14 protein-coding genes are annotated in these 14,028 nt (G+C 28.5%); 8 read left to right on the forward strand and 6 right to left on the reverse strand.

Features of this window, described 5'->3' with window-relative positions; genetic code table 11:
• The first annotated feature begins 12 nt into the window (after positions 1 to 12).
• Genes LN42_RS02695 through LN42_RS02720 form a run of 6 tightly spaced genes read left to right on the forward strand, consistent with a single transcriptional unit; the run spans position 13 to position 6,681 of the window.
• On the forward strand, positions 13 to 990 hold the full coding sequence (locus LN42_RS02695) for a hypothetical protein (RefSeq protein WP_075780301.1): 978 nt from the start codon (positions 13 to 15) through the stop codon (positions 988 to 990).
• A complete protein-coding gene (locus tag LN42_RS02700) occupies positions 978 to 2,330 on the forward strand; it encodes a DNA mismatch repair protein MutS (RefSeq protein WP_075780302.1) in 1,353 nt (450 codons plus the stop codon). The genes LN42_RS02695 and LN42_RS02700 overlap by 13 nt, the downstream gene beginning before the upstream one ends.
• The gene (locus LN42_RS02705; RefSeq protein ID WP_075780303.1) at positions 2,323 to 3,879 is read left to right on the forward strand and encodes a lysine 5,6-aminomutase subunit alpha; all 1,557 of its coding nucleotides are present in this window, start codon (positions 2,323 to 2,325) and stop codon (positions 3,877 to 3,879) included. The genes LN42_RS02700 and LN42_RS02705 overlap by 8 nt, the downstream gene beginning before the upstream one ends.
• The gene (locus tag LN42_RS02710) at positions 3,876 to 4,676 is read left to right on the forward strand and encodes an OAM dimerization domain-containing protein (RefSeq protein ID WP_075780304.1); all 801 of its coding nucleotides are present in this window, start codon (positions 3,876 to 3,878) and stop codon (positions 4,674 to 4,676) included. The genes LN42_RS02705 and LN42_RS02710 overlap by 4 nt, the downstream gene beginning before the upstream one ends.
• 26 nt (positions 4,677 to 4,702) lie before the next feature.
• Entirely contained in the window at positions 4,703 to 5,440 is a 738-nt protein-coding gene (gene fabG, locus LN42_RS02715; RefSeq protein WP_014295999.1) for a 3-oxoacyl-[acyl-carrier-protein] reductase, read from the forward strand.
• A 35-nt stretch (positions 5,441 to 5,475) separates the two neighbouring features.
• Entirely contained in the window at positions 5,476 to 6,681 is a 1,206-nt protein-coding gene (locus tag LN42_RS02720; RefSeq protein WP_075780305.1) for an acetyl-CoA C-acetyltransferase, read from the forward strand.
• A 62-nt stretch (positions 6,682 to 6,743) separates the two neighbouring features.
• On the opposite strand, the gene LN42_RS02725 is transcribed toward LN42_RS02720, so the two are convergent.
• From LN42_RS02725 to LN42_RS02750, 6 genes are read right to left on the reverse strand one after another with little or no spacing between them, the layout of a single operon-like run.
• Entirely contained in the window at positions 6,744 to 7,793 is a 1,050-nt protein-coding gene (locus LN42_RS02725) for an ABC transporter permease (protein WP_075780306.1), read from the reverse strand.
• Positions 7,786 to 8,931: an ABC transporter permease gene (locus LN42_RS02730; protein WP_075780307.1), complete on the reverse strand. Its 1,146-nt coding sequence runs from the start codon at positions 8,929 to 8,931 to the stop codon at positions 7,786 to 7,788. The genes LN42_RS02725 and LN42_RS02730 overlap by 8 nt, the downstream gene beginning before the upstream one ends.
• 11 nt (positions 8,932 to 8,942) lie before the next feature.
• Positions 8,943 to 9,845 (reverse strand): ABC transporter ATP-binding protein, encoded by a 903-nt coding sequence (locus LN42_RS02735; RefSeq protein WP_014296003.1) that lies wholly within the window; start codon positions 9,843 to 9,845, stop codon positions 8,943 to 8,945.
• A gap of 59 nt (positions 9,846 to 9,904) precedes the next feature.
• On the reverse strand, positions 9,905 to 11,281 hold the full coding sequence (locus LN42_RS02740; RefSeq protein WP_014296004.1) for a S41 family peptidase: 1,377 nt from the start codon (positions 11,279 to 11,281) through the stop codon (positions 9,905 to 9,907).
• Positions 11,281 to 12,141, reverse strand: coding sequence for a hypothetical protein (locus LN42_RS02745; protein ID WP_075780308.1), 861 nt, complete (start codon positions 12,139 to 12,141; stop codon positions 11,281 to 11,283). Before LN42_RS02745 ends, LN42_RS02740 begins: the two co-directional genes overlap by 1 nt.
• On the reverse strand, positions 12,138 to 12,551 hold the full coding sequence (locus LN42_RS02750) for a PspC domain-containing protein (protein ID WP_014296006.1): 414 nt from the start codon (positions 12,549 to 12,551) through the stop codon (positions 12,138 to 12,140). The genes LN42_RS02745 and LN42_RS02750 overlap by 4 nt, the downstream gene beginning before the upstream one ends.
• A 158-nt stretch (positions 12,552 to 12,709) precedes the next feature.
• Between LN42_RS02750 and LN42_RS02755 the strand changes: the two genes are divergently transcribed.
• Entirely contained in the window at positions 12,710 to 13,246 is a 537-nt protein-coding gene (locus tag LN42_RS02755) for a hypothetical protein (protein WP_041638453.1), read from the forward strand.
• Positions 13,201 to 14,025, forward strand: a complete 825-nt coding sequence (locus tag LN42_RS02760; protein ID WP_075780309.1) for a hypothetical protein — start codon at positions 13,201 to 13,203, stop codon at positions 14,023 to 14,025. Before LN42_RS02755 ends, LN42_RS02760 begins: the two co-directional genes overlap by 46 nt.
• Positions 14,026 to 14,028: the final 3 nt, after the last annotated feature.

The following is a 14,028-nucleotide window of genomic DNA, read 5'->3' on the forward strand; positions in this document are numbered from 1 at the left end:
GAGATTTGCAAATTGGAATATAAAAGCGTCTCTGTAGTTGGTCTCGAAAAAAATACGGGAAAGACCGAAACATTAAATTACATTATAAAACATATAAATAAAAAACTCGGATTAACCTCAATAGGTATAGATGGTGAATCCATAGATCAGGTAACCTCTACACCTAAACCAGAAATTGAAATAATAGAAGGAACAATATTTGCTACTGCCGAGAAATTCTACAGACAAAAAAGATTCCTTGCTGAAATATTAAGCATTGAAGATATACGTACATCTATTGGAAGAATAGTAATTGCAAAAGCTAAAGAAAGAGGAAAGATTATATTAGCAGGTCCTCAAAACACAAAAAATATAAAGAAAGTGATTAATAAAATGCTTGAGCTTGGGGCTGAACAGGTTTTGGTAGATGGGGCGCTATCAAGGCTCAGCCCCGCTTCTCCCACTATAACTGACGCAATGATTCTTGCAACAGGAGCAGCATTAACAATAAATATAAACGAATTAGTAAAAAAAACAAAGCATGTGGTAGAAATGATACAACTTGAAAAATATAACGGTAAAATTCCAGAAGTAGAAGATGGAGTATATGTTATAGATAATAATAAAATAACAAAATTGCCCATAAAATCATTACTATCCTTTAAATCGCTCGACAAACATATATTGGAATATGGTAAAAAGATATATATAACAGGTGCATTAACCGATAAATTCCTTGATTATCTTACAAAACAAAAGGGATTAAACGAAACTGAAATAATAGTAAATGATTTCACAAAGATATTCATAACCCCTGAAACATACAGAAGATTTATAAAAAAAGGGGGAAAGATATCGGTATTGCAAAAAACAAATTTAATTGCAATAACAATAAACCCATATTCACCACGAGGCTATATGCTTGATTCAAAAGTAATAAAAGAAAGATTAAAAGAGCATATAAACCTTCCAATAATAAATGTAAGGGAAGATAAATTATGGTTGAATTAGAATATCTTTTTAAAAAACTGGAAATAATAACCCCTCTGGGACAAAAATTTTTAAGAAATATAGAATTTCTTAAATCAAAAGATGAAATAAACAATGAAATTATCAAGCTTGAAAAAGCTATAAAAGCTTATGAGAATAAAAAAGATACAATAGAAAATATAAAACTAAAATTAATGAATATAAAGGATATCTCTGGAACAACTGAAAGATTAAAATCCGGTTATATACTTGACGATATTGAATTATTTGAATTAAAATCATTTGCTCTTACATATGAAGAAATTAAAAAAATAAATCCTTTGGATTTTCTTTCATTTCCAACTCTAAATGAAGTAATAAATATCCTCGATCCAGATGGAAATAGATTATCAACATTCTATATCTATGATTCATACTCACATGAATTATCAGAAATAAGAAAAAAAAGAAAAAAGACTGATAATGAAGAAGAACGAGAACAACTATATGAATTAGAAATGCAAATTGAAGATGAGATAAGAGAAGAACTTTCTAAGAAATTAAGAACGTATGCTTCTGATATAGAACAGGGATTGAGAGATATAGCGGAATTGGATTTTACAATTGCTAAAGCTTATTTTACCAAAAAGTTTAATCTTACAAAACCGGAAATATCAGAAACATATGAAATAAAAGGGATGTTTAATCCTGTTATAAAAGAAAAACTGGAAGAAGAACATAAAGAGTATCAGCCCGTTGATATAACCTTAAAACCCGGAGTTACATTAATTACCGGAGCCAATATGACAGGAAAAACAGTAATATTAAAAACCATAGCTTTATTGCAAAATTTGTTTCAATATGGATTTTATATACCAGCAAAAAGCGCAAAGCTATATCCTGTCAATAAAATCTTTCTTATTTCCGGTGATTATCAATCATTATTCTCAGGTCTTTCATCATATGCAGCAGAAATGCTAAAAATTAACGAAATACTAAAATATATCAAAACTGATGAAAATGCTCTTATACTCCTTGATGAACTTGCAAGAAACACGAATCCACATGAAGGCAAATTAATAGTAAAGGGCGTCATAGAAATATTAAACAATAAAAAATCCATATCTCTTATCACTACACACTTTAATAACGTTGCAGATAAAGGGATTAGAAAACTAAGAATAAAAGGAATAAAAAAGGAAAAACTAACAGAAAATATAAATCCTGAAAATATAACCGAAATAATCGATTATTCATTAATCGAGGAAAACGAAGAAATAGTTCCTGAAGAAGCAATAACAATAGCCAGACTTTTGAATATTGACAAAGAGTTACTCGATACTATTGAAAGAATAAAAAAGGAGGAAACATTCCATGAGTAAATTAGGACTTGATTTTAAAAAGGTTGAATATGCAAGAAGTCTTGCAAGGAAAATAGCTGAAGATGTTCAAAATTTCGTAGATAAACGTTCCACAGTTTCAGTAGAAAGAACTGTATGTAGATTATTGGGAATAGATGGAGTAGATGAAAATGAAGTTCCATTACCAAACGTACTTGTAGACCATATAAAAGAAAAAGGATTATTAAAAGAAGGTGCTGCTTATTTAATTGGAAATGCAATAATAGAAACAGGCTATACACCACAGGAAATAGCTGAAAAAATAGCAAAGGAAGAACTTGACCTTTCAAAATTAAAAATAAATTCTGATGACAAAATTAGAGAAGCTATTGAACCTTATGTGAACTCAATGATAGAACTTATACAAAATAATAGAAAAAAGAGAAATGAATATATAGAAAAACTCGGAGAAGGTCCTCAGCCATATTTATATGTAATTGTTGCAACAGGAAATATATATGAAGATGTTGTTCAGGCCCAGGCTGCAGCAAGACAGGGTGCAGATATAATTGCTGTTATTAGAACTACTGGTCAGAGTTTGCTTGATTTTGTTCCATATGGCCCTACTACAGAAGGATTTGGTGGAACAATGGCAACACAGGAAAACTTCAGAATAATGAGAAAAGCTCTTGATGAAGTTGGAGAAGAGGTTGGAAGATATATAAGACTCGTTAATTATGCATCAGGATTATGTATGCCAGAAATTTCAGCTATGGGAGCTATTGAAAGATTAGACGTAATGCTTAATGATGCATTATATGGAATATTATTTAGAGATATAAATATGCAAAGAACAATAATTGACCAATACTTCTCAAGGGTAATAAATGGTTTTTCCGGCATTATAATAAATACTGGCGAAGATAATTATCTTACAACAGCTGATGCCTATGAAGAAGCACATACTGTATTAACTTCAGATTTAATAAATGAGCAACTCGCTTTAATGGCAGGAATACCGGAAGAACAAATGGGATTAGGACATGCATTTGAAATGAATCCTGACCTTACAAATGGATTTTTATACGAATTGGCACAGGCACAGATGCTAAGAGAAATATTCCCTAAAGCACCTTTAAAATATATGCCACCAACAAAATATATGACAGGAAATATTTTCAGAGGTCATGTTCAGGATGCATTATTCAATGTTATATCAATCTGGACACATCAGGGAATTCAATTGCTTGGTATGTTAACAGAAGCAATACACACACCATTTATGTCAGACAGATATCTTTCAATTGAAAATGCAAGATATATCTTCAATAACCTAAAAAATATCGGTGATGAAATAGAATTCAAAAAAGATGGAATTATCCAGAAAAGAGCACAAAAAGTACTCGATGAATCAATAGAATTACTTGAAAAAATGGTAAAAGATGGATTGTTTGTTTCTCTTTCAAAAGGCACATTTGCAAATATCAAGAGACCTATAGACGGCGGTAAAGGTTTAGACGGTGTATTTGAAAAAGGAACACATTACTTTAATCCATTTATCAAAAAGATGTTGGAGGCGGAAAGACCATGAGTGGAGGATTATATTCAACAGAAAAAAAGAATTTTGATAAAACATTAAACTTAAAGGCAATAAAACCATATGGAGATACTATGAACGATGGTAAAGTACAATTGAGCTTTACTTTGCCAGTTCCAGATGGTGATGAAGCTGTAGAAGCTGCAAAACAGCTTATGAAAAAAATGGGGCTCGAAGATCCAATGGTTGTATATCATAAAGAACTTACAAAAGACTTTACATTTATAATTGCTTACGGAAGCTGTACGCATACAGTAGATTACACAGCAATCCATGTTCCAAAGGTTGAATCAACAACATGGTCAATGGAAGAAACAGATGAATTTATAAGAAAAAATATCGGAAGAAAAATAAGAGTAATTGGTGCAAGTACTGGAACAGATGCACATACAGTTGGAATAGATGCAATTATGAACATGAAAGGATATGCAGGGCATTATGGCCTTGAAAGATATGAAATGTTTGAAGCTTTAAATCTCGGCAGTCAGGTTCCAAATGAAGAATTTGTTGCAAAGGCTATAGAGTTCAATGCAGATGCATTACTTGTATCCCAGACAGTAACACAAAAGGATATTCATATAAAGAATCTTACAGAACTTGTGGAAATATTGGAAGCTGAAGGAATAAGGGATAAAGTAATTCTTATAGCCGGTGGTCCAAGAATTACACATGAACTTGTAAAGGAAATAGGTTATGACGCAGGATTTGGTCCAAATACATATGCTGATGATGTTGCTTCATATATTGCACAGGAATTATACAGAAGAATACAGGAAGGAAAAAATAAATAATTCAACATAAATGGGAGGTTGAAAAAATGAGAATGGAAGGAAAAGTATGTATAGTAACAGGTGGAGCAAGAGGTCTCGGAAAAGCAATGGTTGAAAAATTTGCAAAAGAAGGCGCAAAAGTAGTATATGCTTGTGATTTAAATGAAGAAGCATTAAAAGATTTAGAAAAAGAATATTCAAATGTAAAGGGTTATGTATTAAATGTAACCGATAGAAAAGCAATAGAGGAGTTTAAAAATAAAGTAATGGAAGAAGAAGGACATGTTGACGTACTTGTAAATAATGCTGGTATAACAAGAGATGCATTAATTCAAAAAATGTCAGAAGAAGATTGGGATATTGTAATTGATGTAAACTTAAAAGGTGTGTTCAATATGACACAATTCTTTGCACCTGAAATGATGAAAGCCGGAAAAGGCGCTATTGTAAATATTTCTTCCGTAGTTGGTATTTATGGAAATGTTGGTCAAACAAATTACGCAGCAACAAAAGGTGGTGTAATTGCAATGACAAAAACATGGGCAAAAGAATTTGCAAGAAAGGGTGCTCAGGTAAGGGTTAACGCAGTTGCACCAGGATTTATAAAAACTCCTATGACAGAAGTGGTACCTCAAAAGGTTATAGACTATGTTGTAAGCAAAACACCTCTTGGAAAAATGGGGGATCCTGAAGATATAGCAAATGCCGTATGTTTCCTTGCAAGTGATGAAGCTAAATTTATAACAGGTCAAGTACTTGGTGTAGATGGAGGACTTATACTTTAAAAATAAATAAAAGTAAAAAAAGGGGGAAATAAATAATGAGTAAAGTATATATTGTAGGTGCAAAAAGAACAGCAATTGGAAGTTTTCTTGGAACATTAAAAGACAAAAAAGTAGCTGAATTAGGTGCTGTCGCAATAAAAGGTGCTTTAGAGCAGGCTGGATTAAAACCTGAAGATGTTGATCAAACAATAGTTGGTAATGTATTAATGGCCGGTCAGGGTATGGGACCAGGAAGACAGGCTGCAATATACGCAGGAATTCCTGTAGACAGACCTGCATATACAGTTCATATGGTATGTGGAAGCGGTATGAAAGCAATTATGCTTGGCGCAAATGAAATAAAACTAGGTAATTCAGATATTGTTGTAACAGCTGGTATGGAAAGTATGTCAAATGCTCCAATGTTATTACCAGCAAAAGCAAGAGCCGGATTAAAATTTGGAAACATTGAAATGATTGACCATATGGTATACGACGGATTAACAGATGTATTTAATCAATATCATATGGGAATTACAGCAGAAAACCTTGTTGAAAAATACAATCTTACAAGAGAAGAACAGGATGAATTTGCTGCAACAAGTCAGCAAAGAGCTGAAAAAGCAATCAAGGAAGGAAAATTCAAAGATGAAATTGTTCCTGTAGAAGTAAAAACAAGAAAAGAAACAATAATATTTGATACTGACGAATATCCGAGATTTGGAACTACAAAGGAAACACTTGCAAAACTTAGGCCAGCATTTAAAAAAGATGGTTCAGTAACAGCAGGTAATTCTTCAGGAATCAACGATGGTGCAAGTGCAATAATCCTTGCTTCAGAAGAAGCCGTAAAGAAATACGGTTTAACTCCATTAGCAGAAATAGTTGCATATGAGCAAGGTGGCGTTGATCCAAGTATAATGGGAATTGGTCCTGTTGCAGCTATAACAAACCTTGTTGAAAAGAAAGGCATAAAGTTAGAAGCAATGGAATTATTGGAATTAAATGAAGCATTTGCAGCACAATCATTAGCAGTAATAAAAGAACTCGGAGAAAAATATGGCCTTTCAAAAGACTGGTTTATGGAAAGAACAAATGTAAATGGTGGAGCTATTGCTTTAGGACATCCAATAGGAGCCTCTGGAAACAGAATCACCGTTACATTGCTTTATGAAATGAAAAAGAGAAATCTCGAATATGGTCTTGCTTCATTATGTATAGGCGGCGGAATGGGAACTGCTATGGTAATTAAGAATTTATAATAAACATAAAAAAGAGAGGGGAGATAATTCCCTCTCTTTTTATTTTTTTTGCTATTTTTATCTCACTTTTCCGGCATTAAGAATTTTTTTGATGCAATTATGAGAAGAAAAATTCCTGTTATTAACAAGACGATATTTAAAAAAACAAGATATTGAATTTTCATATTGTCAATTCCAAATGTATAACGAATTCCATCTATAACATATTTTGTTGGAAGTATATAGGATAATGGTTGAAAATATTTGGGTAAAAATTCTATAGGGAAATATACTCCGGAAAAGAACATCATTAATGTAAAGAATGCAGAAGCAGCATTCTGTGCTGTCTCAGTATTTTTAAAAAAGAATAAAAACAATAAGCCAAGCCCCATCATTCCAAATGTAGCATTTAAAGCTAATATAATATACGCATTCCAATTAACTGTTATTGTAGAAGAAAATATTATTTTTCCGGCATATATAAGTATTATTGAGGAAATAAATGTCATAAAAATTCTTGATATTGAAAATCCAATCACAAATTCAATTGGATTCATTGGAATTAGTATAAAACGTTTTAATATATTCTGTTTTTTATATTTCCCAAACAATGTAATAACAGAAAACATTCCATTTGAAAGTAAGGAAATCCCAATTAAACCAGCTAAAAGAAAGTCTATATATTCATGCTCTTTTTCAGTTGTTAATACTTTATTTTCTCTGACAACTATATAATCATTTTTAATATTAGAACGATTTTTTATAAGTAATTTTTTTAAGGTTAACTCGAGAAAATTTATATCCTGAGAATTTTTTATATCTGAAGAATTATAGAAAATAATTGCATTATATTCCGAAATATATATTCCAATATTTGCTTTTCCTTTTTTTACTGAATCTTTTACATCGTTTTCAGACTTTTCCGGAATTACATTGTATATTTTATCTAATTCATTTTTATAATAGTTACTATCAGCATATAATGCAACAATAGACTTAGAGTTTTGCTGTTCAAAAACAAAACCAAAAATAATAAGTAATATTACAGGAAAAAATATAACAAAGAACATATCCCCTTTATTTTTTATTATATCTCTGGTGATGTATTTGCTTAAAATATAAATCTTATTCATATCCCATCACCTTCCTATATTTTATTGAAAACGCCATAAAAGACATAATAATCCATAGCATCGGAACTATTATTAGCCAGGCATTTGAAATAGGAGATATATTCATTCCTATTGTTCTTCTCATACCTTCTACAAGATATGTAATAGGGTTTATATATACTATCCATTTTATTGCCCAGGGAATATTAAATACAGGAAAATATAATCCCCCTAAAAACATAAATATTTGAAAAAGAATATTTAAAATTGACATAGTTGAACTAATATTTTTCGAAAATGCTGTTATTAACAATCCAAAAGAAAAAATAGTAATTATAGAAAAAAGGTATAAGAGAAAAAATCTTACAGAGAAAAATTCTGAAGAAACATGCATTATAATTCCAGCTAAAAATAAAAATATGCTGGATAACATTACTATAATTAAATCACTTAAAAGTATACTCAAGAAATATGTAAAACCATTTACCGGTGTGGTTAGCATTTTCTTGTTAATGCCAGAATCCCTCGAAAATAATATGTCATATGGAATTGAAAAGAATCCTATAGACATTATGGACATAATCAATATTCCCGGAAATAAAAAATCCCTATATCTAAAAACATCTTTTGAATCTATAGCAATTTTTTTTATTTCAGGCTCTTTTATTTTTTTTACATTTTTTATTATCTCTATATTTGAGTATTCAAAAAAGATTTTTGATATTTCCTTTAATACTTCTGAGTTATTTCTGCCTTCTACATAATATATATCCACATTTGCTTCTTTTTGTTTTATTCCAAACAATGAAGAATTAAGATTTAAAGAAAAATCATCTGGAAAGTAAATTATAATATCCAATTTTTTATTTTTCAATTCATTTAATGCTTCATCTAAAGTATTTATATTTTCTGTTTTGAAATTTGTATGTTTAAGCATTTGAGAGATAATGGTTTTCCCAAATCCTGTAAGTTTTTTTTCATATACAATTCCTGCTTTTAATGAATTAAAAGAAAGGTCTTCACTATAATTAATATTATCAAAAATCATTACAAAGATAACAAAAAGAACCACAGGAAAGATAAATGCCCAAAAGTAACTATCAAACGATCTAATATTGTTTTTTAACATTGATTTAGTCAATATGATTAATTTAGACATAGTCATTCACCTCAATCCCTTAATGAACGACCGGTAAGATGTAGAAAAACATCTTCAAGATTTGGTTTTCTTATAGTTAAGTTATCAACAGTAATTTCTGATTTTTTTGTTAAATTCAATATTTCAAATAATACTTTTTCAACTTCATTTGTTTCTATTTCCACTTTTTCATTCGTAACATTTATTTCTCTAAACTTATCTAAAAAAAGATCAGGTGTTTTTGTTTCAAATGTAATAATTGATTTTTTATTTAGAGATTTAATTAATTCATTAACACTGCCATTTGCAATTATTTTTCCATGATCTATTATGTAAACTCTATCTGAAAGATATTCAGCTTCTTCCATATAATGTGTGGTTAAAACTATGGTTTTACCAGCTTTTTTAAGGTTTAAAACAATTTCCCATATATTTCTTCTTGACTGTGGGTCAAGTCCTGTAGTTGGTTCATCGAGAAACAGTATATCAGGATCATTGATTAAAGCAACGCCTATAGCAAGACGTTGCTTTTGACCACCGGACAATTTCTTTACTTTTGAATTTTTCTTTTCATTTAATGACATAATTTCAAGTATTTCATCCGCTTCTCTGGTTTTGGGATATAAACCTTCAAACATTTTTAATGTTTCATATACTGTAAGGTTATCAAAAAAAGCACTGTTTTGTAATTGAACACCTATTCTTTGTTTTATGTAATTATCCGAAGGGTCAGTATATTTATCAAAATATATTATTTCTCCGGAATCCTTTTTTCTAAGTCCTTCTATAATTTCAAGTGTAGTGGTTTTTCCTGCACCATTTGGCCCCAAAAAAGCAAACACTTCACCTTCGTATACATCAAAGGAAATGTCATCTACAGCCTTAACATTTTTATAATACTTTTTTAAGTGCTTAATCTCAATTATTTTTTTCATACTTTCACTCTCCAGGATAATCTAGACTATATAAAAGCTCTATTCATATTATAGAAAATTTACTTTTGAGATGAATTTATAATTTCTATTACCTTCTCAAGTTGAGGATTCCTTTTATTTATAATATCATTTATAGTTGTAAAAACTGTTATATCTGGATATAAAGCATCTTCATCATTTTTTGAGGTATCAGGACGAATAAATCTTTTAAATGAAACTGTAAATGGTATTCCAACTTCTGGTGTCTGAAAATATAAAATATCTCCATAATGTGAAGGTTTATTTCCGGTTGGTTCTCCTACTAACATTGCTATATTATTATCTCCCAATACAGCAGCAAACCAATTACCACTACTATATGTTTTTCCAGAAATAAGTACATAAATTTTCCCTTTAAATAATAAAGATTTATCTTCTATTTTTTCATTAAGTTGAATTGACGGTAAATATTTCTTATATCCAGTTCCATATATTTTTCTTTGTTTTTCCACAGGTTTGGAGAATCTTATTTCAGCACCATATGTTTTATATTTTTCAATATCAATATATTTTAAAAATTCATCTGTCACAAGAGAATTTCCACCTAAATTATATCTTAAATCAACAACAATATTTTTAATATTATTTAGTGAAACATCTTTAAAAAACTTAAATAAGATTTCTTTATAATGTTCATCATATATACATTTCTTTATTTTTAATATGCCAATATTTTTAGAAATATCTATTTTATAAGATATCCAGTCTGATTTTTGTTTATGAATTCCTTTGTATTTTTGTAATTTTATATTGAATGTCTTTATATCATTATTTCTCATTATTGTTAATTTAATAACTCCATTATCTATTAAATTTAAATATCCCAAATATAATTCTGAAGAAAGTATACTTCGGGCATTTTGTTTTATCCAAAAATCATTTTCTGATGGAATTATTTTTCTTAGTTCTTTTAAAATTTCCTCGGATGATTTATTATTTATTGTAAGTATTTTATCTCCTTTTTTTAATTCATAAATATTATCCAACGCATATATACCATCATTAAGCCATATAATAGGAAAATCATAAAATATATAATTTGTAAGAGATGGAAATACAAGATGAGTGTGAGAATCTTTAATTGAACATATTATTTCATTTAAAATAAAATAAAAATCAAATACTTTCATTGGTTGAGTTATCTTATTATATGCATTTTTTATTATTTTTTCCTGTTCATCTGAAAATCCAGAATAAGTAGAAGGATGAACTTCTTTTAAAATATTAACCAGATAATCAATATCCTTTTTCATCTGCTGTGGTGTAACTTTTGTATCAATTGGTAATATCTTTCTGTTATCATAACTCTGTCTATAATTATCGTTTATTGCCTCAATACCAAAAAATATTGTTGAAAAAAAGAATAATATATAAAAAACTACTATTCTATTTTTCATTAATTTCCCACCTCTCCTACAATTTTCAATGAGATACTTGAAACTCCACTATCAGAAATAATTCTTATATCTGGATTAATATCTGTTTTTATCAATCCAGAATCAATATGAGTATTTTTCACCAAACCATCAAGAGAATAAAAATATGTGCTGTTTTCTGGTATTTTCAAAGATAATTTCAAAGCTCCGCTATCTGTATTTATTACAAGCGGAATGTTAAATCCTTCTCTTATTTCTCCTTTTATATTAGCGGCACCAGCGTCTATTGAAATTTTTTCTATATTATTATATTGTTCTTTTAATTCAAAGTTAGCGGCACCTGCATTAATATCAAAATTATATGTATATTTTGAAGGAAGATCCAAAATAATTTTATATCCGTTTTTTAAAAAAGTATCAGAATTAATCTTTATTACATTACCATTATTCCTTATTTCAAGAGGCTCAGGACCATAATATGTTCCTTCTATTTTATCTATATCATCTCTAATATTTACTTTTACAGTTACTGCAGAAAAATCCATTTTAAAGGTTTTATTCTCATACTCATCTGGCAATATTTCAAAATAATTTTTTTCATATTTCTCTTCATTATAATCAAATGAAAAAGATGTATCAAAGGTATTTTTATTCCAGAATAATAAGAGTAAAATAAATATAATTCCAACTACAGTATTAAGATGCTTCATCCATTTTAGCTTTTTGGTTGAAGATAATATGGAAATTCCTATCATAATAAAAATAAACGGCCAGAATCTTGTGAAATTGAAAACTATTCTTGTAAATAAATCAATGTCAAAACCATTTAAAATAAGAAAAATACCCATTAATACGAAAAATATCCCCATTACATATTTCATCTTTTTTCACCCCATTCATTGTAGATTAAATATATACCCAAAAATACAAGTATTATACCTGCTATTAGAGCTGAAGAAAAATGAACAATTTCAGGAAAAAAATTATAAAGTATTTGAAGTATTCCAATTATAATAAACGCTGAGCCTATAAATATGCTTTCCATCTCTCTATTTCTCTTTTTATAGTTTTTTCCTTCAATAGTTTCAGTTTCAAACTTGTTATTTAAAGGTTCCGTAGGGATTATTAACCACGCAATAATATATACCCATATTCCAATACCATTACTTAAAAATAAAGCTATACATATTAATCTTACTATAATAGAACTTATATCAAAATATTCAGCAATGCCACCACAAACTCCTGCAACTACACGATCCTTTCTCGAACGATAAAGTTGTTTTCTCACAATCTCCACCCCTTTTAAAATTAATTAACAATTATATTTTACACCTAAATATTATTTTTTTTATAAGTTTTCCGACATAACGTTCATTTTTTTATTTGAAATGTCATATTTTTGTTTTATAATATAATTATAGAAAGAAAAACTTTCGGAGGTGAATTATGAACTTGAATTTTCTTGTTTTGCAGTTTAACCCTTTAAATTCCCTTGAAGAAAATATAGAGTTTATTGAAGGAATGGTAGATTTTGTTTATCATAAAAATCCTTCTTTTATGTTTATAAACGGAAATGCTTTTAAAAATGGTTCTATAAACGATGATGAATTAGAACAAATATCTGATTTCCTATCAGCAATTGCAGACTATAATAATTTAACAATTATTACAGGGCAATTTTATCAAAAGAAATATCAATTACTTATTCAAAAACCTTTTGAAGAATTGGAAATAAAAAAAGATTTTGAATTAAAATTGAATAGCGGCAAAATAATTGCTGTAAATTCAAATATTGAAGATAATAATAAAAAATTAAATGTAATTATAAATCCTAATTTTGAAATTGAAAATATCGATAATATAAAGGCTTTTGAAAATTATGTATATTTAACTCAACCGCATCTTGGAAAAACACATATAAAAATAGGTGATAAAAAATGGGTTGGTGGAAATCTCGAAGGATTTATCTCTTTCTCCTGGTAATTTTTCTATTTCTCTTTAACTTTATAATTTTTAAAAAGGATAGCATTACCATAATTAATTTAAATCCCTTTGAAACTATAGAGTTTTTCAATGGGAAAGATTTTACTGAATATAATTTTGGAATAAAAAGAATAAAAATAGATGAAATTATGCTTATTAATTTTCAGAAAAACTATACTATACATATACCAATTAAAATAAACACTGATTTTGAAGTAAGATATACAAATAAGTTATATATTGCATATTCAATTCCTGAAAATAAAATTCTTTTAGATAATACTAAAATATATTATGAAGATAATTTCGATGTTTCTTATATAACAGAGGGAATTATTTTCCTAAAATCAGTAAATATTGAACTTCCAGAAGAGTTATATATATTTAATAATGAATATGCACAATCCTTTTTTCTTTATCCGAACTATATATTTCTAAGAAATATCGATTTCAAAAACGGTATTTTTGTGCACGAACTCTCGCACTATGTTTTTGGATATAAAATACAAAAAAAGAAAAAAAACGATATATGGCCTGAATTAATTGCTGAAGCAATAAGGTTAAACTATTTAAAATCAACAAACCGAAATTTGTATAAAAAAGTTATTGAAGATAAAGCTAAAAATGCGGATATATATAGTAAAGTTTTAGATTATCCTATATTGGTGAATAATATATATCAATTTATATCTACTTTTAAAGAACAATATTATAATAAAAAGATGTCTGATGATGAGTTTTTTAGTCTTTTGGATAAATACAGAAAGGAGATGGAATAATTG

It is taken from the genome of Marinitoga sp. 1137, from assembly GCF_001941525.1.
GTDB classification, from domain to species: Bacteria; Thermotogota; Thermotogae; order Petrotogales; family Petrotogaceae; genus Marinitoga; species Marinitoga piezophila.

Excerpts from the sequence above, each read along its gene's own strand:
- LN42_RS02730 (WP_075780307.1), bottom strand. The coding sequence starts at position 8,931 with ATGTCTAAATTAATCATATTGACTAAATCAATGTTAAAAAACAATATT.
- LN42_RS02700 (WP_075780302.1), top strand. The coding sequence starts at position 978 with ATGGTTGAATTAGAATATCTTTTTAAAAAACTGGAAATAATAACCCCT.
- LN42_RS02740 (WP_014296004.1), bottom strand. The coding sequence starts at position 11,281 with ATGAAAAATAGAATAGTAGTTTTTTATATATTATTCTTTTTTTCAACA.
- LN42_RS02725 (WP_075780306.1), bottom strand. The coding sequence starts at position 7,793 with ATGAATAAGATTTATATTTTAAGCAAATACATCACCAGAGATATAATA.
- LN42_RS02745 (WP_075780308.1), bottom strand. The coding sequence starts at position 12,141 with ATGAAATATGTAATGGGGATATTTTTCGTATTAATGGGTATTTTTCTT.
- LN42_RS02720 (WP_075780305.1), top strand. The coding sequence starts at position 5,476 with ATGAGTAAAGTATATATTGTAGGTGCAAAAAGAACAGCAATTGGAAGT.
- LN42_RS02760 (WP_075780309.1), top strand. The coding sequence starts at position 13,201 with ATGGGTTGGTGGAAATCTCGAAGGATTTATCTCTTTCTCCTGGTAATT.
- LN42_RS02735 (WP_014296003.1), bottom strand. The coding sequence starts at position 9,845 with ATGAAAAAAATAATTGAGATTAAGCACTTAAAAAAGTATTATAAAAAT.
- fabG (WP_014295999.1), top strand. The coding sequence starts at position 4,703 with ATGAGAATGGAAGGAAAAGTATGTATAGTAACAGGTGGAGCAAGAGGT.
- LN42_RS02710 (WP_075780304.1), top strand. The coding sequence starts at position 3,876 with ATGAGTGGAGGATTATATTCAACAGAAAAAAAGAATTTTGATAAAACA.
- LN42_RS02755 (WP_041638453.1), top strand. The coding sequence starts at position 12,710 with ATGAACTTGAATTTTCTTGTTTTGCAGTTTAACCCTTTAAATTCCCTT.
- LN42_RS02705 (WP_075780303.1), top strand. The coding sequence starts at position 2,323 with ATGAGTAAATTAGGACTTGATTTTAAAAAGGTTGAATATGCAAGAAGT.